Origin of the sequence: Variovorax sp. TBS-050B, from assembly GCF_029893635.1 — a bacterium.
Classification (GTDB): domain Bacteria; phylum Pseudomonadota; class Gammaproteobacteria; order Burkholderiales; family Burkholderiaceae_C; genus Variovorax.
This window is the reverse complement of the sequence record NZ_JARXYR010000002.1, coordinates 2,394,684-2,415,047: the sequence shown is the minus strand read 5'-3', so window position 1 is coordinate 2,415,047 and position 20,364 is coordinate 2,394,684. Positions and strand designations below refer to the sequence as shown.

Sequence of the window (20,364 nt, the reverse complement as noted above, 5' to 3'; positions counted from 1 at the left end):
CGAGGGCGCTTCAGCGGGCATCGAGCCCATCGAGGCAGGCAGCGGACGAGACCATCGAGCCGCCGCTCAACGCTGCCGCCATTGCTGCGTGCGCGCCAGCGCCCAGTGCCCGGCCAGCGCGAACAAACCGCGGCCGATGGCGGCCGTGAGCATGATCAGCGAAGCCATCGCGGCGGCGGGCGCCACGTCGCCCGCGTCGTCCATGTTGAGCACGGCGATGGCCGCCAGCGTGGTCTGCGGCGAATACAGGAACACGACGGCCGAGACGGTGGTCATCGCGTTCACGAAGAAGTAGCCGGCCACGTGGAGCACCGTCGGCAGCGCAACGGGCAGATGGATGCGCCAGAGCGTGTGCCAGAACGGAATACCCATCGATTCCGACACCAGCTCGTACTCGCGGTCGAGCTGGCGCAGCGCGCTCAGCGAGGTGAGGTGCGCCACCGAGAAGAAGTGCGCCACGGTGCAGACGACCAGGATCGTCATGCTGCCGTAGATGGCGCGCAGCGGATTCGAGGGCGAGATGAAGAAGAAGATGTAGCCCACGCCGAGCACCAGCCCCGGCACCGCGAGCGGCAGGTTCGCCAGAAGGTTCAGCAGCTCGCGCGCCAGGCCGAAGTGGCGCGGCTTCTCGACCAGGTAGGCCGAGACGAAGGTGGCGAGCGCACCCGCCACCGCGGCACAGGCCGCGAGCCGGAGCGAATTGAAGTAGCTGCCCCAGCCGCCGCCGTCCATGTTGCCGAAGTCGTAGTTCTTGAGCGACGGCGTGAGCTTGTAGGGCCAGTAGGTGGCGAGCGATGCGAACACGGCCATGCCGATCATCACGAGGATGGCGCAGGCGACCAGCGCGCAGAAGGCGAGCAGCGCGCGGTCGCGCGCCTTCACCGGCTCGGGCCGGTAGGGCGTGGCGCGCGCCGAGAGCGCGGCGGCCTGCCGGCTGCGCACGTGGCGCTCGACCAGGAACGAGAGCACCGCGGGCAGCAGCAGCACCAGGCCGACCACCGCGCCCATCTGGAAGTTCTGCTGCCCGACGACCTGCTTGTAGATGTCGGTCGCCAGCACGCCGGTCTGGCCGCCCACGACCTTGGGCACGCCGAAATCGGTGATGACGAGCACGAACACGACCATCCCGGCCACGATGAGCCCGTAGCGCGTGGACGGCAGCGTGACGGTGCGGAACATCCGCCAGCGCGAGGCGCCCAGGGTCTGCGCGGCCTCGTAGAGCCGGCCGTCGGAGGTGGCCATGGCGGTGGTCAGGATCAGCAGCGCATGCGGCAGCGTCCAGAACACCGAGCCCAGCACAATGCCGAGCGGCCCGTAGATCGAGGCATCGCCGAGCAGCCCCTTGAACAGGCCTTGGTTGCCGAAGAGATAGACCAGGCTGATGGCCGGCAGCAGCGAAGGCGCGAGCAGCGGCACCAGCGCCACCGCGCGCAGCACGCCCTTGGCCGGCATGCACGACAGCATGAGGCCGTAGGCATACACGTAGGCGATGGCGGTGCAGACGACGGCGCTGAGCGCGGCCAGCCAGAGGCTGTTGAACGCCGACTGCACCAGCGCGGGATTGTCGAGGTAGCGCGCGAAGTTGGCGAGGCCGACGAAGCTGCCCGCGCGGTCGAAGAAGCTCTGCCCGACGAGCGCGCCGACGGGCAGCGCCACCGTCACGAGCAGCAGCGCCACCATCAGCAGCACGGCCGCACCGGTCAGCCAGCGCTCACGGTCGAAGGGACTGGCGGGAACAGCCCTGGCCGGTATCACGGCCAGCGCTTCCATGGTGCTGCTCATGCAGTCCTTCCCGCGGTCCGAAGGCAAAGCCTTATGCCGTTCAATGCGCAAGCACCGACAGCGCGTGCAGCGGCAGCTGGATGTGCACCATGCTGCTCGGCACCAGCGGCGCGTCCGGCGGCAGCTCGGCCTCGATCTCGATGCCGAGCGGCTCGCAGGCCAGCCGCGCCGAGGTGCGGTTGCCGAAGAACTCGGTGTCGAGCAGCCGCGCCGGGAAGCTGTTGGCCCCCATCTCCGCGCCGAAGCGCCTGACCACCACGTGCTCCGGGCGGATGCCCACGGTCGCCGTCGCGCCGACGCTGAGCGGGCCCGGCGCGCAGAAGAGCTCGCTGTCACGCACGCGCACCTTGCCGTCGGCCATCACCGTGGCCGGCAGCATGTTCATGCGCCCGACGAAGCCCGCGACGAAGCGCGTGCGCGGCCGGCGGTAGAGCTCGTCGGGCGTGCCGGCCTGCTCGATGCGCCCGTGGTGCATCAGCACCACGCGGTCGGCCATCGACAGGGCTTCCTCCTGGTCGTGCGTGACCATGATGGTGACGACGCCCAGGCGCTTCTGCAGCGCGCGGATCTCGCTGCGCAGGCTCGCGCGCACCTGCGCATCGAGCGCGGAGAGCGGCTCGTCGAGCAGCAGCAGCCGCGGGTTGGGTGCGAGCGCACGCGCCAGCGCCACGCGCTGCTGCTGGCCGCCCGAGAGCTGCACCGGGTACTTGTCGGCGTGCGCGGCAAGGCCCACGAGGTCGAGCATCTCGCGCGAGCGCTTGGCCATCTCGCGCGCGAGCGCACCGGTGGGATGCAGCCCGTACGCGATGTTCTGCGCCGCCGTGAGGTTGGGAAAGAGCGCATACGACTGGAACACCACGCCGAAGCCGCGCGCCGCAGGCGGCAGGCCCGCGATGTCCTGGCCGCCGAGCAGGAGCTGGCCCCGGTCGGCGCGCTCGATGCCGCAGACGATGCGCAGCAGCGTGGTCTTGCCGCAGCCCGAAGGCCCGAGCAGGCAGACGAATTCGCCGGGTTCGATGTCGAGGTCGATGCCGTCGAGCACGCGGCTGGCACCGAAGGATTTCTCGATGCCCCGCAGGGACAGGAAGCTGGTCATGTCAGTGGTCGTCAGGCTGGGTCGAATGCGGATACCGAACGCAGAGGACGCGAAGGTTTCGCGAAAGTCGCAGAAGTCTTGCGAAGGGAACAGCCCAAAGACATGGATCCCTTCTGCGACCTTTGCGCTCTTTTGTCTTCCTTCTGCGTTCGGCTGTCCGTATTCAGATTCACATCGGCTTCTTTTCCGACTTCGATTCGTAGCGCTTGGACCACTCGGTCAGGATGCGCTCGCGGTTCGCGGCGGCCCAGGTGAAGTCGTTCTTCGCGAGCAGCTTCTCGACGTCGCCCGGCACGAATTCGAGCTTCTCCTGGATGCCCGGCAGCGCGAGCACGGCGAAGTTCTTGGCATAGAGCTCGTTGGCCTGCCGGGTCACGGCCCAGTCGGCGAGTGCCTTGGCGGCCTCCTGCTTCTTGCTGGTCTTGAGGATGCCGGTGGCTTCCATGTCCCAGCCCAGGCCTTCCTTCGGCAGCACGATGTCGATCGGCGCACCGTCGCGCTTGGTCTTGTTGGCGCGGTATTCGAAGGACATGCCGAGCGCGAACTCGCCGGCGCCGGCCTGGCGGCAGGGCTTGCTGCCCGACTGGCTGTAGATGCCGATGTTCTGGTGCAGCGCGTCCATGTACTTCCACGCCTTCTCTTCACCCATCATCTGGATCCAGCCCGAGACCATCAGGTAGCCGGTGCCCGAGGCGGCCGGGTTCGGCATGGTGATCTGGCCCTTGTAGACGGGGTTGGTCAGGTCGGCCCAGCTCGTGGGCTTCGGCAGGTTCTTCTTCTGCGCCTCGGCGGTGTTGAAGCAGAGGGCCGAGGACCACACGTCCATGCCCACCCACTTGGGCGGGTTCGCGGGGTCGCGCATGGTGGGCTTGACCGCATCGAGGCCCTTGGGTGCGTAGGGCTGCAGCATGCCTTCCTTGTCGAGCAGCATCAGCGAGGTGGCGGCCAGGCCCCACACCACGTCGGCCTGCGGATTGGCCTTCTCGGCCAGCAGCTTGGCGGTGACGATGCCGGTGGAGTCGCGCACGAACTTCAGTTCGATCGACGGGTTCTCCTTCTCGAAGGCGGCCTTGTAGGCCTGCACCTGGTCGGCTTCGAGCGCGGTGTAGACCAGCAGCTCGGTACGGCCCTGCGCCGAAGCGGCGAAGGCGAGCGAGAGCAGGGCAGCCGGCACGGCGGCCCAGCGGATGAAACGACGCGACATGGGAATCCTTGAAGGAGGAAGAGAAAGAAGGAAAGAAAGGAAGAAAAGCAGAAGAAAGCGGCACGTGCACGCGACCGTAAACGGGGGCGATGCTCGCAGCCCCGTGTGACAGGCATTTGTCATGGGGCGCGTGCGTTCGTCATGCACATGTCATCGCCGCCGCCCGATGGGCGCCGCCTTTCGGCTTGCGCCCCGTGCTTGTTTCGCTTCCGTGACGGTCGGTGCGGTCCAGCCGCGCACCGCTTCAGGCCCGCTTAAGGAATTTGTCTAGGATGGCTTCCTCACGATCGATCCCCGCGCGCGAGCGCCTTCGAGGAACCCCGCATGTCTTCTCCTTCCGTCAACGAACGCGCCAAGACCTTCGTCCAGGTGCTGCGCCGCGTCCTCCGGCTCGCGGCGCCCTACTTCCAGTCGGAGGAGAAATGGCGGGCACGGATCATGTTCGCGGCGATCGTCGCGCTGAATCTGGCCTACGTGTATGCGCTCGTGCTCTTCAACCAGTGGTACGGGCGCTTCTACGACGGACTGCAGAACAAGGACGCCACCGTGTTCTGGCGCGAGATCCGCGTGTTCTGCGTGCTCGCCTTCTTCAATATCGCGCTGCAGGTGCTCAAGTTCTATGTGACGCAATTGCTGCAGCTGCGCTGGCGCGCCTGGATCACGCGCAACTATCTCGGCCGCTGGATGGCCAACCGCACCTTCTACGAACTGGAGCTCGCGCGCTACGCCGGCAACGACGGCACCACGCCCGACAATCCCGACCAGCGCATCCAGGAGGACATGCACCTCTTCACGAGCGCGACCATGACGCTGTCGATGGGCCTCCTGAATGCCGTGGTCACGCTGGTCAGCTTCGTGGGCATTCTCTGGGGCCTGTCGGGCACGGTGGCGCTGCCGATCGGCGGCAGCACGTATGAGATCGCCGGCTCCATGGTCTGGCTCGCACTCGTCTACTGCGTGATCGGCACGATCATCACGCACTACATCGGCCGGCCGCTGATCGGGCTCAACTTCCGCCAGCAGCGCTTTGAGGCCGACTTCCGGCACCACCTGGTGCGCGTGCGCGAGTACAGCGAGGCGATCGCGCTCGACCGCGGCGAAACGGTGGAACGCGGTCAGCTCGACCTGCGCTTCGGTGCGGTGCTGCGCAACTACCTCGCGCTCATCAAGCAGCAGAAGAACCTCGTGACCTTCACTGCCTTCTTCGGGCAGGCCGCGGTGATCTTTCCCTTCGTGGTCGCGGCACCGCGCTTCTTCAGCGGCGCGATCCAGCTGGGCCAGCTGATGCAGATCTCGACGGCCTTCGGCCGGGTGCAGGATTCGCTGAGTTGGTTCGTCGACAACTATGACAACGTGGCCGCATGGCGCGCCACCGCCGACCGCCTGACCAGCTTCGACGACGCGATCCGCGCGCGCACCGCGCAGGCGCGGGCGCTCGAACGCAGCGACGCCGAGGCCCTCCGCACCGACAGCCTGTCGCTGAGCCTGCCCAACGGCCGGCCGCTGCTCGCTGATGCGGCGCTCTCGGCCGCTGCCGGCGAGAGCGTGCTGGTGCAGGGGCCCTCGGGCAGCGGCAAGTCGACGCTGTTCCGCGCCTTCGCGGGCATCTGGCCGTTCGCGCGCGGACGCGTGCAGGTGCCGGCCGATGCGATGTTCATGCCGCAGCGGCCCTACGTGCCCGACGGGCCGCTGCGCCAGGCGCTGGCCTATCCGGAAGACGCCTCGAAGTACAGCGACGCGCAGCTGCGCCAAGCGCTCGATGACGCGCTGCTGCCCGATCTGGCCGCACGCCTCGACGACAGCGACGCCTGGAGCCAGAAGCTCTCGGGCGGCGAACAGCAGCGCCTCGCGATCGCGCGCGTGCTGCTGAAGAAGCCGAGCTGGATCTTCGCCGACGAGATCAGCAGTGCGCTGGACGCCCCGGCCGAGCGCACGCTCTACCAGCGGCTCTCGGAGATGGTGCGTGGCAAGGGCGGCGCGATGGTGTCGATCGCGCACCGCGCGGCGGTCGGCGAGTTCCACACCCAGCGCTGGACGCTGGTGCCCGACACCGCCGAGGGCGCCGCCGCGCGCTACCGCGTGGAGGTCGCATCGGCGGGCGCGGCCGCCACATAGCGCTCCCACCCCTTCGCGCGCAGCTCGCACGCCGGGCAGCTGCCGCAGCCATAGCCCCAGGCCTGCCGGTGGCTGCGGTCGCCGAGGTAGCAGGTGTGGGTTTCTTCCACGATCAGGTCGACCAGCGGTGCGCCACCGAGCCGGCGTGCCATCTGCCAGGTCTCGGCCTTGTCGATCCACATCAGCGGGGTCTCGATGACCAGGCGGCGCTCCAGCCCGAGCGAGAGCGCGAGCTGCATCGCCTTCATCGTGTCGTCGCGGCAGTCGGGATAGCCGGAGAAGTCAGTCTCGCAGACGCCGGTGACGATCACCTGCAGCCCGCGCCGGTATGCGAGCGCGCCCGCGAGCGTGAGGAACAGCAGGTTGCGCCCGGGCACGAAGGTGTTCGGCAGGCCGTCGGCCTGCATCTCGAAAGCCACTTCCTCGGTGAGCGAGGAGCCGCCGAGCTGGGCCAGGGCCGCGAGCGTGAGCACGTGGTCGGGGCCGAGCCGCGGCGCCCAGTCGGGAAAGCGCTCGCGCATCTTCGCGAGGATGCTGCCGCGCACGTCGAGCTCGACCCGGTGGCGCTGGCCGTAGTCGAAGCCCAGGGTCTCGACCCGCTGGTACTTGGAAAGCGCATCGGCGAGGCAGGTGGTCGAATCCTGGCCGCCGGAGAAGAGGACGAGCGCGGTGGTGTGCAGGGGCATGTCAGTCCGCCGAGGACAACGGCCGGGTAGTTCAAGGGGTCGGCGATTTTCGCCGGCGAAGGCATGCGATGTGGCGTTTATGCCACCAAGTTGTAACGCAATTGCCGTATGTCGGGCAAAATCCTGCGCCTCACACACACAAGGACACGGCCGCGGGGACAGGATGAGCGAGCGCGCGACAGCGATCAGCTTCGAGGCATACCGCGCCACGCGCAACTTCGCGGCGCTCGACGGGCTGCGCGCCGTCTCGGTGTTCCTCGTCTTCAGCGAGCATTTCGGCGGCATCGGCTGGACGCGCTTCTCGGGCTGGCTCGGCGTGCACGCCTTCTTCGTGCTCTCGGGCTTTCTCATCACCACGCTGCTGCTGCGGGAGCGCGACGCCACGGGCCGCATCTCGCTGCAGGCCTTCTACATCCGCCGCGCAACGCGCCTGCTGCCGCTCTACCTGCTGGTCTTCCTCGCGGTGCTGGGCCTGAGCTGGCTCGCGGGCGACGGCAGCTGGGCGCAGATGAAGGCCGCGGCGCCCTACTACCTGAGCCTGCAGAACGAACTCGCCGAACTCGCGCCGCTGCACATGACCTGGACGCTGGCCGTGGAGTGGAAGTACTACCTGGTCTGGCCGGCGCTGCTCGTGGTGTTCGGCACCACGCCGCGCTCGGCGCTGGCGGCCGTCGGCTTCTGCATCGCGGCGCTGGCGATGATCGGCATCGGCGGCCACGAGTGGAAGCTGCTGCTGCCGCAGAACTACATCGGCATGCTGCTTGGCACGGGGCTCGCCATCGCGCTGCATTCGCGCCGCGGCTTCGCGCTGCTCGGCGGGTTGATGAACCACGGCGTGGCGCTCGCGCTGGTCCTGCTGCTGCTCCTGTGGCAGCGCCGCTTTCCGCTCGTGGCCGACCGCATCGGCACGGCCAGCGCCATCGCGGTCTACAGCCTGCTCGTGACGCTGCTGATCCCGGCGCTGGTCGCCCCGCGCACCTGGCTGGCGCGCGGGCTGGCGTCGAAGTGGCTGGTGTTCGTCGGGCATCGCTCGTATGCGATGTACCTGGTGCAGTACGTGGCCGCGAACGCGGTGATCGCGGCGCTGCCGGGGCTGGTGGTCGGCACGCCGCTGCTGCTGCTCTCGTTCGGGCTGGCGCTGCTGCTCTCGCACGGACTGCACCGCGGCTTCGAGAAGCCCATCACCGCCTGGGGCCACCGCCGGGCCGCGGCGGTCAAGCGGTCACCCGCGCCCGCACTGGCCGGCGCTGGCGCCGCGCTGCGGGCCGAGACCGGCCACAGCCCGCTTCTCTAGGGCCTGTTCACAGGCCCTAGAGGAAGCGCTCGAGCAGCTTGCGCGAGGCGCGGTCGAGCGCCTTCGTGTCGGGAATGCGGAACTGCACGCCGTGCGCGCTCGCGATCAGCAGCGCGCCGCCTTCGAGCCGCCGGATGTCTTCCTCGGCCTTGAGCACGAAGCTGGTCTCGCCGCGGTCGGTGCTCACGGTCCAGGTGCTCGGCACGCCGAAGCTCGAGACGCTGTGCAGCTTCAGCAGCGTGGGCGCGAAGTCACGCACCGCGAGTTCCTCTTCGAGCAGCGCGCGCGCAGGCGCCGGCAGTTGCTCGGCGCGGTCGATCCAGACCAGCTCGCGGCCGTCGCCGCCGACCAGCGAAACGCCCTCGCCGGGCGCGCTGAGCGGAAAGGCGCGCACCGGCGTGACGCCGGCATGCTGCTCGCCGTGCGGATCGGTCAGCACGAGCCGGCCGAAACCGTCGCGTGCCAGCGCAAAGCCCTCGAAGGGGGTGATGGTGCTCGTCGCGTTCATTGTTTTTCAGACCTCTCCGGCGGGATGGGCCGCGTGGCTGACCGCCAGCGCCGCCTGGGCGCCCGCGCGCTCCTGGACCGCGCCCTCGCTCGCATCGTCGTCGCCCTGGCGCAGCTGGGCCTGGTAGAGCCGCCAGTAGGCGCCCTGCTTCGCCATCAGCGCGTCGTGCGGGCCGACCTCGACCACCTCGCCGCGGTCCATGACCACGAGCCGGTCGGCCTTGCGCAGGGTCGAGAGCCGGTGCGCAATCGCGATCGTGGTGCGGCCCTGCACGAGGTTGTCGAGCGCCTTCTGGATCTCCTTCTCGGTCTCGGTGTCGACGGCCGAGGTGGCTTCGTCGAGGATCAGGATGCGCGGGTCGATCAACAGCGCGCGCGCGATGCTGATGCGCTGCCGCTCGCCGCCCGAGAGCCCCTGCCCGCGCTCGCCCACGAGCGAGTCGTAGCCGTGCGGCAGCCGCAGGATGAAGTCGTGCGCATGCGCGGCGCGCGCGGCGGCGACGATCTCCTCGCGCGTGGCGTCGGGCTTGCCGTAGGCGATGTTCTGCGCGATGGTGCCGAAGAAGAGGAAAGGCTCCTGCAGCACCAACCCGACGTGGCGCCGGTAGTCGGCCACCGCGAAGCGGCGGATGTCGGTGCCGTCGACCTTGATCGCGCCGTCGGTCACGTCGTAGAAGCGGCAGATCAGGTTGACCAGCGTGCTCTTGCCCGAGCCGCTGTGGCCCACGAGGCCGATCATCTCGCCCGGCTCGATCACGAGGTCGAGGTCGTGGATCACCGCGCGCGAGCCGTAGCGGAAGCCCAGCCCGCTCATCTCGATGCGGCCCTGCACGCGCTCCACCTTCACCGGAATTCGCGGGCTCGGGCACGTTGCTCACATGGTCGAGGATGTCGAAGATGCGCTTGGCGCCCGCCGCGGCCTTCTGCGTGACCGAGACGATGCGGCTCATCGAGTCGAGCCGCGTGTAGAAGCGCCCGATGTAGGCGATGAAGGCCGTCAGCACGCCCACCGTGATGCTGCCGCGCGCCACCTGCCAGATGCCGAAGGCCCAGACCACGAGCAGGCCGATCTCGGTCAAGAGCGAGACGGTCGGCGTGAACAGCGACCAGGTGCGGTTGAGCTTGTCGTTGACCTGCAGGTTGTAGGCGTTGGCGGCGCGGAAGCGCTCGGCCTCGCGGCGCTCCTGCGCGAAGGCCTTGACCACGCGGATGCCGGGAATGGTGTCGGCCAGCACGTTCGTCACTTCGGACCAGACGCGGTCGATCTTCTCGAAGCCGGTGCGCAGCCGGTCGCGCACCACGTGGATCATCCACGCGATGAAGGGCAGCGGCACCAGCGTGACCACCGCGAGCAGCGGGTTGATCGAGAACAGGATGAACGCGGTCATCACGATCATCAGCACGTCGTTGGCGAAGTCGAGCGCGTGCAGCGAGAGGAAGACGTTGATGCGGTCGGTCTCGGAGCCGATGCGCGCCATCAGGTCGCCGGTGCGCTTGCCGCCGAAGTAGTCGAGCGGCAGGGTCAGCAGGTGCTCGTAGGTCGTGGTGCGCAGGTCGGCGCCGATGCGTTCCGAGACCAGCGCGAGCAGGTAGGTGCGCGCCCAGCCCAGCCCCCAGCCGACCAGCGCCGCGCCGAGCAGGCCGCCGAGGTACAGCGCCACGTGCGCGGGGTCGATCTTCTGTCCGTTCTGGAACGGAATCAGGATGTCGTCCATCAGCGGAATGGTCAGGTACGGCGGCACCAGGCTCGCGGCGGTCGAAATCAGGGTCAGGATGAAACCGGCGATCAGCTGCTTGCGGTAGGGCCGGGCAAAGCGGCCGAGCCGCAGCAGCACCCAGGTGGACGGGGGGGTCTGCAGTTCGCTGTCGGTCAGCAGGTCGTCACCGTCGGGCTCGGCTGTCGCCTCGGCGACAGCCGGGCCGCCGCTGCGCTGCCCGAAGAGCTTGAGCAGCTTGAGCGCCGCCGGCTGGCCCGCGAGCGTGTAGCGCCAGCGCGCGAGCAGGCCGCCGGGGGCCGTCAGGTCGAGGGTTCCGACGCCGGCATGGTCGTTCAGGTGCAGCTCGAGATCGGCGTCTGATAGTGACCACTCACGCCACTGCCCTTGCTGGCCCAGCGCGACCAGGCGCCGGTCGGTCAGCGCCACCAGCCCCGAGGTAAACCGAAGTTCTTCGTCGAGGTCAACCGGCAATGTGATCAGAACGTTTTCCGCGGCTGCGAGGCGGCTTTTCAGGGCGTCTGAAGCCGCCGCTGCTTTTTCGCCCTCCCGGGTGCCGACTGGATCGTGATGTTGCATTGTGTTTCTTTGACTCTTGCCCGTCGCGGGCCGCAGGGACCGCGCCATGGCGCCCCGTGTCGGGCGCCGATTCTGACCGATCGCCATGGGCGCGCTTGAAGGCGCCGCGGTACTCGGCCAAAGCACATCGAACGTTTGCATGACCCGTTTCGACGACATCCGCCTGTTGCGCATCAACTATTTGCGCGGCCCCAACCTCTGGACCTACCGGCCCGTGCTGGAAGTCTGGCTCGACCTCGGCGAGCTCGAAGACTACCCCTCGAACAAGATCGAGGGCTTCACCGACCGGCTGACCGGCCTGCTGCCCGCGCTCATCGAGCACCACTGCGGCGTGGGCGAGCGCGGCGGCTTCATCCAGCGCCTGACCGAAGGCACCTGGTCGGGCCACGTGCTCGAGCACGTGGTGATCGAGCTGCTCAACCTCGCCGGCATGCCGACGGGCTTCGGCCAGACGCGCAGCACCTCGGCGCACGGCGTCTACCGCATGGTGTTCCGCGCGCGCGACGAGCAGGTCGCGCGGGTGGCGCTGGCCGAGGGCCACCGCCTGCTGATGGCGGCCATCAACAACGACCCGTTCACCGCCGCCGACGTGCAGAAGGCCGTGGACGCAGTCAAGGCCAAGGTGGAAGACTGCTACCTCGGCCCGAGCACCGCCGCCATCGTGGCCGCCGCCACCGACCGCGGCATTCCGCACATGCGGCTCAACAGCGGCAACCTGGTCCAGCTCGGCTATGGCGCGAACCAGCAGCGCATCTGGACCGCCGAGACCGACTACACCAGCGCCATCGGCGAATCGATCGCTTCCGACAAGGAGCTCACCAAGTCGCTGCTCGCGAGCTGCGGCGTGCCGGTGCCCGAGGGCCAGGTGGTCGAGAGCGCCGAAGAAGCCTGGGAAGCCGCCGAGGACATCGGCGTGCCGGTGGTGGTGAAGCCCTCCGACGCCAACCACGGCCGCGGCGTGTCGCTCGAACTGACGACGCGCGAGGAAGTGATGGCCGCCTTCGCCGTCGCCGAGCCCGAGGGCAGCGACGTGATGGTCGAGCGCTTCATCCGCGGCCACGAGCACCGCCTGCTGGTGGTGGGCGGCGAAGTGGTGGCCGCCGCGCGCGGCGAGATCATCACGGTGACCGGCGACGGCCAGAGCACCGTGGCCGAGCTGATCGACAAGCAGCTCAACAGCGACCCGCGCCGCGGCGCCGAGGAAGAATTCCCGCTCGACGTGATCGTGCTGGCCACCGACGCCAAGCTGCAGCTCGAACTCAAGCGCCAGGACCTCGACGGCAGCTCGGTGCCGGCCGCCGGCCGCGTGGTGACGATCCAGCGCAACGGCAACATGGCGAACGACTGCACCGATCAGGTCCACCCCGAAGTCGCGCACGCCGCCGTGCTGGCCGCGCGCGTGGTCGGGCTCGACATCGCCGGCATCGACCTCGTGGCGCAGGACATCGGCCGGCCGCTCGGCCCGCAGGGCGGCGCGATCGTCGAAGTCAACGCCGGCCCCGGCCTGCTGATGCACCTGAAGCCCGCCGTCGGCTCGCCGCGCCCCGTGGGCCGCGCGATCTGCGACCACCTGTTCCCGAACGACGCGCCGGGCCGCATTCCCGTGGTCGGCGTCGCCGGTTCGCGCGACACCGCGGTGCTCGCGCGGCTCGTGGCCTGGCTCATCAACCTCGGCGGACGCCACACCGGCCTCGCCTGCCGCGACGGCCTGTTCCTCGAGCGCCGCCGCGTCGACGCGCGCGACAGCGCCAACTGGGACGCCGGCCACCGTCTGCTGATGAACCGCGCCGTGCAGGCCGTGGTGATCGAGAACGGCGCCGAAACCATCCTGCGCGACGGCCTGCCCTACGACCGCTGCCAGATCGGCATCGTGACCGACCTCGACGGCGCCGAGGCGCTGACCGACTACGACATCACCGAGAGCGACCAGATGGTCAAGGTGCTGCGCACGCAGGTCGACGTGGTGCTGCCCGAGGGCACGGCCGTGCTCAACGGGGGCGACGAACGCGTGGCCGGCCTCGCGCCGCTGTGCGACGGCGGCGTCATCCTCTATGCCGCCGACGCGCAGTCTCCCGCGCTCGCCGCGCACCAGGCCGCCGGCGGCAAGGCCGTGCTGGTGCGGCAGGACCGCGTGGTGCTGGCCAACGGCAGCAGCGAATCCTTCCTGCCGGGCCTCGGCCGCCTCACGGTGTGGCGTGCCACGCATGCGGGCGTCAGCCTCGAGAGCCTGCTGGCCGCCGTGGCCGCGGCCTGGGCCATGGGCATTCCGCTGAACCTGATCGGCGCCGGCGTGGAGGCCTTCGAGGCCGACCTGCAGGCCGCCCTGGCGTCGCTGCAGCTGTCGCAGACGCCGCCGCTTTCCCTGCAACCCCAACTTGCCTGATGCGCCGCGCCGCCCCATGAAAGTGACCCGCACCCGCGCCCTGCGCGGCCCCAACCTCTGGAGCCGCCACACCGCCATCGAGGCCGTCGTGGCCTGCGAAGGCGACGAGAACGCCATCAGCCGCCTGCCCGGCTTCGAAGCCCGCCTGCGGGCGCGCTTTCCCACCATCGGCGAACTGCATCCGATGGTGCTCGGCCAGCCGATGGCGCTGGCCCACGTGCTCGAGAACGCCGCCGTTGCGCTGCAGGCCCAGGCCGGCTGCGCGGTGAATTTCGGCCACACCTCGCCCACGATGGAGGAAGGCGTCTACCAGGTCGTCGTCCAGTACTCGGAGGAAGAAGTCGGCCGCCGCGCGCTCGCGCTGGCCGAGGCGCTGATCGCCGCCGCGCAGAACGACACCCCCTTCGACGCCACCGCCGCCATCACCGAGCTGCGCGACCTCGACGAATCCGAGCGCCTGGGCCCGAGCACCGGCTCCATCGTCGATGCCGCCGTGGTGCGCGGCATTCCGTACCGCCGGCTCACGAGCGGCAGCCTGGTGCAGTTCGGCTGGGGCTCGCGCCAGCGCCGCATCCAGGCGGCCGAGGTCGACAGCACCAGCGGCGTGGCCGAATCGATCGCGCAGGACAAGGAACTCACCAAGCAGCTGCTCAATGCCGCCGGCGTGCCGGTGCCGCTGGGGCGCCCCGTCGCCGATGCCGACGACGGCTGGGCCGCCGCGATGGAGATCGGCCTGCCCGTGGTGGTGAAGCCGCAGGACGGCAACCAGGGCAAGGGCGTGACGGTCAACATCACCACGCGCGAGCAGCTCGCGGCGGCCTACGAATCGGCCGCGGCCTACGGCGAGGTGATGGTCGAGAAATTCCTGCCCGGCTTCGACTTCCGCCTGCTGGTGGTCGGCGACCGGCTCGTGGCCGCGGCGCGGCGCGACCCGCCGCACGTGATCGGCGACGGCAGCGCCACCGTGCGCCAGCTCGTCGATGCGGTGAACCTCGATCCGCGGCGCGGCGAAGGCCACGCGACCTCGCTCACCAAGATCCGGCTCGACGACATCGCGATCGGCCGGCTCGAGGCCCAGGGCCTCACGCCCGACAGCGTGCCCGAGCGCGGCCAGCGCGTGGTGCTGCGCAACAACGCGAACCTCTCCACCGGCGGCACCGCCACCGACGTGACCGACACCGTGCACCCCGAAGTGGCCGCGCGCGCGGTCGATGCGGCGCAGATGGTCGGCCTGCACATCTGCGGCGTCGACATGGTGTGCGAGAACGTGCTGCGTCCGCTCGAGGAGCAGCACGGCGGCGTGGTCGAGGTGAATGCGGCCCCGGGGCTGCGCATGCACATCTCGCCCTCGTTCGGCCGCGGCCGCGCCGTGGGCGAGGCGATCATGGACACCCTCTTCGCCCCCGGCGACGACGGCCGCATTCCGGTGGTGGCCGTGACCGGCACCAACGGCAAGACCACCACCGCGCGCCTGATCAACCACCTGCTCGCATCGAGCGGCCTGCGCACCGGCATGACCAACACCGACGGCGTGTACGTCGACGGCCGCCAGACCGACAGCGGCGACTGCAGCGGACCGAAGAGCGCGCGCAACGTGCTGATGCACCCCGACGTCGACGCCGCGGTGTTCGAGGTCGCGCGCGGCGGCATCCTGCGCGAGGGCCTGGGCTTCGACCGCTGCCAGGTGGCCGTGGTCACCAACATCGGCAGCGGCGACCACCTGGGGCTGAACTACATCACCACGGTGGAAGACCTGGCCGTGCTCAAGCGCGTGATCGTGCGCAACGTGGCGCCCGACGGCTATGCGGTGCTCAACGCGGCCGACGTGAACGTCGCCGCCATGGCCGCGGGCTGCCCCGGCCACGTGATCTTCTTCGCCGCCGACCGCCAGCATCCGGTGATGGCCACGCACCGCGCGCAGGGCAAGCGCACGGTCTACATCGACAACGACACGCTGGTCGCGGCCGAAGGCTCGTGGCGCGAGCGCATCGCATTGCGCGACGTGCCGATCACGCGCGGCGGCACCATCGGCTTCCAGGTCGACAACGTGATGGCCGCGGTGGCCGCCGCGTGGGGCGTGGGCCTGGACTGGGACACCATCCGCAGCGGCCTCGCGAGCTTCATGAACGACGCGGCCGGCGTGCCGGGCCGCTTCAACGTGATGGACTACCGCGGCGCCACCGTGATCGCCGACTACGGCCACAACACCGACGCGATGCGCGCGCTGGTGTCGGCCGTCGACACCATGCCGGCGCGGAAGCGCTCGGTGGTCATCAGCGGCGCGGGCGACCGGCGCGATTCCGACATCCGCGACCAGACCGCGATCCTCGGCCAGGCCTTCGACGACGTGATCCTCTACCAGGACGCCGCGCAGCGCGGCCGTGCCGACGGCGAAGTGATGGCACTGCTGCGCCAGGGCCTGCAGGGCGCCGCGCGCACGCGCTACATCGACGAGATCCGGGGCGAATTCATCGCCATCGACACCGCGCTCGCGCGCCTGCAGCCGGGCGATCTGTCGCTGATCCTCGTCGATCAGGTCGACGAAGCGCTCGCGCACCTCGCCCAGCGCATCTCCGAGGGCTGAGCCGGCGCTGCCGGATCAGTCCCACACGGATCGGCGAGTCCGGCCGGGGCGGGTGTCTGTGCCGTCCCACAGGCCGCGGGCGGGTCGTGCGCCCACACTGGCGCTCCGGTCGTGCTCCTCGGAGGGTGCGGCCCAACCAGGAGCACCCGATGAGAAGAACAGCCACTGTCCGTTCCCGATCGCCTCTTGCCGCTGCCACCTTTTTCGCGGCATGCGTCTTTCTCGCCGCCGGCGCCTCGGTCGTGCGCGCACAGCCTGCGCAGCAACCAAGCGCCGCGGCTGAGCGCGCCGCCTGCGACGGCGTGCAGCAGGACCGCGCCGCCTGCCTGCGCGAAGCCGGCGCCGCGCGCCAGGAAGCCGCACGCAACGGCCTGACCAGCGCCAGCCCCGGCCGCTACGACGCCAATGCCATGGCGCGCTGCCGCGAACAGCCCGCGGCCGACCGTGCCGACTGCGAGGCGCGCCTGCAGGGCGGCGCCCGCACGAGCACCGAAGGCAGCGTGATGGGCGGCGGCGTGATCCGCAAGACCGTCGCGCCGCTGCCGCCGCAGCCGGCCGCACCCACACGCTGAGCCCCGTCGCGGCCCTGCCGGAGCGGAACCGCCGAGGCCCGGCCGCGTTCCAATCTTTTCCCTCGTTTCAGGTCACTCCAAGGAGCACACCATGAACAGCCTTCGCACCCGTTCGATGATTGCCGCCCTCGTTGCCGCGGGCGGCCTGGCCGCCGTCCTCGCGCCCGCCTCGGCCCAGACGCGCCGCGGCGATTCCACCTACCAGCAGGAGCTCTCGGTCTGCGGACACAATCAGCAGGACCGCGCCGCCTGCATCCGTGAAGCCGGCGCCGCGCGCCAGGAAGCCGCACGCGGCGGCCTGACCAGCGCGCCCGACTACCGCGCCAATGCGCTCGCGCGCTGCAACCTGCAGCCTCCGGCCGACCGCGCCGACTGCGAAGCGCGCGTGCTCGGCAGTGCCGGCAACACCACCGGCGCCGTCGACGGCAGCGTGATGGGCGGCGGCGTGATCCGCGAATCGGTCACCACCGTCGTCATGCCCGCGCCCGCCGCGATGCCGGCTCCGATGCCGGCGCCCTCGCGCGCGCCGGCGCCGATCGTGGCGCCCGTCGAGCGCATGCCGGCGCCGATGCCGGCGCCGGTCCCGGTGCGCTGAGCGGCACAGCGAAGACCAACCCGCCACCTTGCCATCGCCCGCCGCCCGCGGCGGCGATGGCCTTGCATGTCATATTTCTGTCACAAAGCCTGAGAGGCTGATAGCTATAGTTCCCGGTCTCTGCCTACCGAGGAACACTTTCCAATGAATGCCATCAAGGTCGCCCGCCGGTTCATCGAAACGGACCCGGCCAATGAATCGGCCAAGATCCTTGCCCAGCTCGTGCTGGCGCTCGAATCGGAGCGCAGCTTCGAACTGGTCACGCTCTACAACCTCGACTACAAGAGCTTCGAACTCGCGATCGACATCCTGAAGGAATGGCGGCTCGACCGCTACTACGCAAGCAAGTCGAAGCTGTTCGACCTGTCGCTGCAGGTCAGCGAGCTCGAGAAGAGCTGAAGACCTTCCGCTCTCCTCCTCTTCTTTTTTCTTCCTTCAGCGTCCCCAGCGCAGCACCAGCGGATCGAGGCGCTTCGCGGTCTCGATCAGCCCGGCGCGCGTTTCGGGATGCAGCGCCGGCAGCGGATGCCGCGGCGCCTCGCAGGCGATCACACCGCCCTCCTTCATCAGCGCCTTGCATGCGAGCAGCCCCGCCTGGCGGTTCTCGTAGTTGATCAGCGGCAGCCACTGCTGGTAGAGCGCGAAGGCCTTGTCGCGGTCACCGGCGCGGTGCGCTTCGATGATCGGGCGGATGCCGTCCGGATAGCCGCCACCCGTCATCGAGCCGGTGGCACCGGCATCGAGGTCGGGCATCAGCGTGATCGCCTCCTCGCCGTCCCACGGGCCCTCGATCGCATCGCCGCCGAGCCGGATCAGCTCGCGCAGCTTCGAGGCCGCGCCCGCGGTCTCGATCTTGAAGTACGCAACCTGCTCGATCTCGCGCGCCATGCGCGCGAGGAAGGCGGCCGACAGCACGGTGCCGCTCGCGGGCGCGTCCTGGATCATGATCGGAATGCGCACCGCGTCCGAGAGGCCTGCATAGAACTCGTAGATCTGCGGCTCGGGCACGCGGAAGGTCGCGCCATGGTAGGGCGGCATCACCATCAGCATCGCCGCGCCCATGTCCTGCGCGCGCCGGCTGCGCTCGGCGCAGACCCGGGTGCTGTAGTGCGTGGTCGTCACGATCACAGGCACCCGGCCCGCCACATGCTCGAGCACCGTGCGCGTGAGCACTTCGCGCTCTTCGTCGGACAGCACGAACTGCTCCGAGAAATTGGCGAGGATGCACAGGCCGTCGGAGCCGGCGTCGATCATGAAGTCGACGCAGCGCTTCTGGCTTTCGAGGTCGAGCGCGCCCTGTTCAGTGAAGGTGGTGGGCACCACCGGGAAGATGCCGCGGTATCTGGGGGTCATGGTGTGTCGAAGATGTCAGTTCGGGAGCGGGAGCGGATTGCCGGACGCAGAGGACGCGAAGATTCCGCGAAGGACGCGAAAGGGAACAGAAAATTTTGATTTTCTTTTTCGCGCCTTTCGCGAATCCTTCGCGTCCTCTGCGTCCGGCTGTCCGCCTTCATTTCAGTGCGAATGGCGCGGCACGGCCGAGCCTCTGCAGCCGACCAGGAAATCGAAGTCGCAGCCCTCGTCGGCCTGCAGCACGTGGTTGACGTAGAGCTTCTGGTAGCCGCCGCCGCGCGTGCTCATCGGCTGGGTGTCCGAAGCCGACAGCGAAGCGAGGCGCGACGCCAGCTCTTCATCGCTGATGTCCAGATGCAGGCGGCCGGCATCGCAGTCGAGCTCGATCCAGTCGCCGTCGCGCACCGCCGCCAGCGGACCGCGGTCGGCGGCCTCGGGCGCCACGTGCAGCACCACGGTGCCATAGGCGGTGCCGCTCATGCGCGCGTCGGAGATGCGCACCATGTCCTTGATGCCCTGGCGCAGCAGCTTGGGCGGCAGGCCCATGTTGCCGACCTCGGCCATGCCGGGGTAGCCCTTGGGGCCGCAGTTCTTCATCACCAGCACGGAGCTCGCATCGACCTCGAGCGATTCGTCGACGATGCGTTCCTTGTAGTGCTCGAGGTTCTCGAACACCACCGCCCGGCCCCGGTGCTTCAGCAGCTCCGGCGAGGCGGCCGAGGGCTTGAGCACCGCGCCGCGCGGCGACAGGTTGCCGCGCAGGATGCGGATGCCGCCGTCGGCGATCAGCGGCTTGTCGAGCGGGCGGATCACCTCGTCGTCGAGGCTCGGCGCATCGCGCACGTTGTCCCAGAGCGAGCGTCCGTTGACCGTGAGTGCATCGGGATGCGGCAGCAGGCCGTTCTCGCCCAGACGGCGCAGCACCGCGGGCAGGCCGCCCGCGTAGTAGAACTCCTCCATCAGGAAGCGGCCCGAAGGCATCAGGTCGACGATGGTCGGCGTGTGGCTGCCGATGCGGGTCCAGTCCTCGAGTTCGAGCGGCACGCCGATACGGCCCGCGATCGCCTTCAGGTGGATCACCGCATTGGTCGAGCCGCCGATCGCCGCGTTGACGCGGATCGCGTTCTCGAAGGCCTCGCGCGTCAGGATCTTCGACAGCGTGAGCCCCTCCTTCGCCATCTCGACCGCGCGCATGCCCGACATCTGCGCCAGCACGTAGCGCCGCGCGTCGACCGCCGGAATCGCCGCGTTGTGCGGCAGCGAGGTGCCGAGCGCCTCGGCCATGCAGGCCATGGTCGAGGCCGTGCCCATGGTGTTGCAGGTGCCGGCCGAGCGCGACATGCCGGCCTCGGCCGAAAGGAACTGGTGCAGGCCGATCTCGCCGGCCTTGAGCGATTCGTGCAGCTGCCACACGGCCGTGCCGGAGCCGATGTTCTTGCCGTCGAGCTTGCCGTTGAGCATCGGCCCGCCCGTGACCACGATGGCCGGGATGTCGCAGCTCGCCGCGCCCATCAGCAGTGCCGGCGTGGTCTTGTCGCAGCCCGTGAGCAGCACCACCGCATCCACCGGGTTGCCGCGGATCGCCTCTTCCACGTCCATGCTCGCGAGGTTGCGCGTGAGCATCGCGGTGGGCCGCAGGTTCGACTCGCCGTTCGAGAACACCGGGAACTCCACCGGGAAGCCGCCGGCCTCCGAGATGCCGCGCTTCACATGCTCCGCGATCTTGCGGAAGTGCGCGTTGCACGGCGTGAGCTCCGACCAGGTGTTGCAGATGCCGATGATCGGGCGGCCGTCGAACTCGTGGTCCGGGATGCCCTGGTTCTTCATCCAGCTACGGTACATGAAGCCGTTCTTGTCGGCGGAGCCGAACCATTCGGTCGAGCGCAATTTCTTTGTCAT

At 69.4% G+C, this 20,364-nt stretch carries 14 protein-coding genes and 1 pseudogene; 7 read left to right on the top strand and 8 right to left on the bottom strand.

Annotated features, from left to right (window positions below):
* Nucleotides 1–66 precede the first annotated feature (66 nt).
* The 3 genes from M2165_RS14230 to M2165_RS14220 all read right to left on the bottom strand — a co-directional run bounded on the left by M2165_RS14230 (nucleotide 67) and on the right by M2165_RS14220 (nucleotide 4,082).
* Nucleotides 67–1,782, bottom strand: coding sequence for a putative 2-aminoethylphosphonate ABC transporter permease subunit (locus M2165_RS14230; RefSeq protein WP_280815260.1), 1,716 nt, complete (start codon nucleotides 1,780–1,782; stop codon nucleotides 67–69).
* Nucleotides 1,783–1,822: 40 nt separating this feature from the next.
* The gene (locus M2165_RS14225) at nucleotides 1,823–2,878 is read right to left on the bottom strand and encodes an ATP-binding cassette domain-containing protein (RefSeq protein ID WP_280815259.1); all 1,056 of its coding nucleotides are present in this window, start codon (nucleotides 2,876–2,878) and stop codon (nucleotides 1,823–1,825) included.
* Nucleotides 2,879–3,047: 169 nt separating this feature from the next.
* Nucleotides 3,048–4,082, bottom strand: coding sequence for a putative 2-aminoethylphosphonate ABC transporter substrate-binding protein (locus M2165_RS14220; RefSeq protein ID WP_280815258.1), 1,035 nt, complete (start codon nucleotides 4,080–4,082; stop codon nucleotides 3,048–3,050).
* Between the two features lie 324 nt (nucleotides 4,083–4,406).
* Here M2165_RS14220 and M2165_RS14215 point away from each other — a divergent pair, with 324 nt between their 5' ends.
* Nucleotides 4,407–6,197: an ABC transporter ATP-binding protein/permease gene (locus M2165_RS14215; protein ID WP_280815257.1), complete on the top strand. Its 1,791-nt coding sequence runs from the start codon at nucleotides 4,407–4,409 to the stop codon at nucleotides 6,195–6,197.
* Here M2165_RS14215 and queC read toward each other — a convergent pair.
* Nucleotides 6,155–6,883: a 7-cyano-7-deazaguanine synthase QueC gene (queC, locus tag M2165_RS14210; protein WP_280815256.1), complete on the bottom strand. Its 729-nt coding sequence runs from the start codon at nucleotides 6,881–6,883 to the stop codon at nucleotides 6,155–6,157. The genes M2165_RS14215 and queC overlap by 43 nt on opposite strands.
* Nucleotides 6,884–7,046: 163 nt before the next feature.
* On the opposite strand from queC, the gene M2165_RS14205 reads away from it, so the two are divergent.
* Nucleotides 7,047–8,177 carry an acyltransferase gene (locus M2165_RS14205; protein ID WP_280815255.1) on the top strand — a complete coding sequence of 377 codons (1,131 nt, stop codon included), beginning with the start codon at nucleotides 7,047–7,049 and terminating at the stop codon, nucleotides 8,175–8,177.
* A gap of 16 nt (nucleotides 8,178–8,193) precedes the next feature.
* Here the strand turns inward: M2165_RS14205 and M2165_RS14200 are convergent, their stop codons facing one another.
* Nucleotides 8,194–8,685, bottom strand: coding sequence for a DUF1854 domain-containing protein (locus tag M2165_RS14200; RefSeq protein WP_280815254.1), 492 nt, complete (start codon nucleotides 8,683–8,685; stop codon nucleotides 8,194–8,196).
* 6 nt (nucleotides 8,686–8,691) lie between these two features.
* A pseudogene (locus M2165_RS14195) lies at nucleotides 8,692–10,978 on the bottom strand (ABC transporter ATP-binding protein).
* 139 nt (nucleotides 10,979–11,117) lie between these two features.
* On the opposite strand from M2165_RS14195, the gene cphA (M2165_RS14190) reads away from it, so the two are divergent.
* The 5 genes from cphA (M2165_RS14190) (at nucleotide 11,118) to M2165_RS14170 (ending at nucleotide 17,511) form a co-directional block, all read left to right on the top strand.
* A complete protein-coding gene (gene cphA, locus M2165_RS14190; RefSeq protein ID WP_280815253.1) occupies nucleotides 11,118–13,361 on the top strand; it encodes a cyanophycin synthetase in 2,244 nt (747 codons plus the stop codon).
* A 16-nt stretch (nucleotides 13,362–13,377) separates the two neighbouring features.
* On the top strand, nucleotides 13,378–15,945 hold the full coding sequence (gene cphA, locus M2165_RS14185; RefSeq protein ID WP_280815252.1) for a cyanophycin synthetase: 2,568 nt from the start codon (nucleotides 13,378–13,380) through the stop codon (nucleotides 15,943–15,945).
* Between the two features lie 242 nt (nucleotides 15,946–16,187).
* Entirely contained in the window at nucleotides 16,188–16,517 is a 330-nt protein-coding gene (locus M2165_RS14180; protein WP_348541051.1) for a hypothetical protein, read from the top strand.
* 91 nt (nucleotides 16,518–16,608) lie between these two features.
* Nucleotides 16,609–17,112: a hypothetical protein gene (locus tag M2165_RS14175; protein ID WP_280815250.1), complete on the top strand. Its 504-nt coding sequence runs from the start codon at nucleotides 16,609–16,611 to the stop codon at nucleotides 17,110–17,112.
* 144 nt (nucleotides 17,113–17,256) lie between these two features.
* Entirely contained in the window at nucleotides 17,257–17,511 is a 255-nt protein-coding gene (locus tag M2165_RS14170; protein ID WP_280815249.1) for a hypothetical protein, read from the top strand.
* A 36-nt stretch (nucleotides 17,512–17,547) separates the two neighbouring features.
* On the opposite strand, the gene M2165_RS14165 is transcribed toward M2165_RS14170, so the two are convergent.
* Nucleotides 17,548–18,465, bottom strand: a complete 918-nt coding sequence (locus tag M2165_RS14165) for a dihydrodipicolinate synthase family protein (protein ID WP_280815248.1) — start codon at nucleotides 18,463–18,465, stop codon at nucleotides 17,548–17,550.
* 162 nt (nucleotides 18,466–18,627) lie between these two features.
* A complete protein-coding gene (locus M2165_RS14160) occupies nucleotides 18,628–20,364 on the bottom strand; it encodes an IlvD/Edd family dehydratase (protein WP_280815247.1) in 1,737 nt (578 codons plus the stop codon).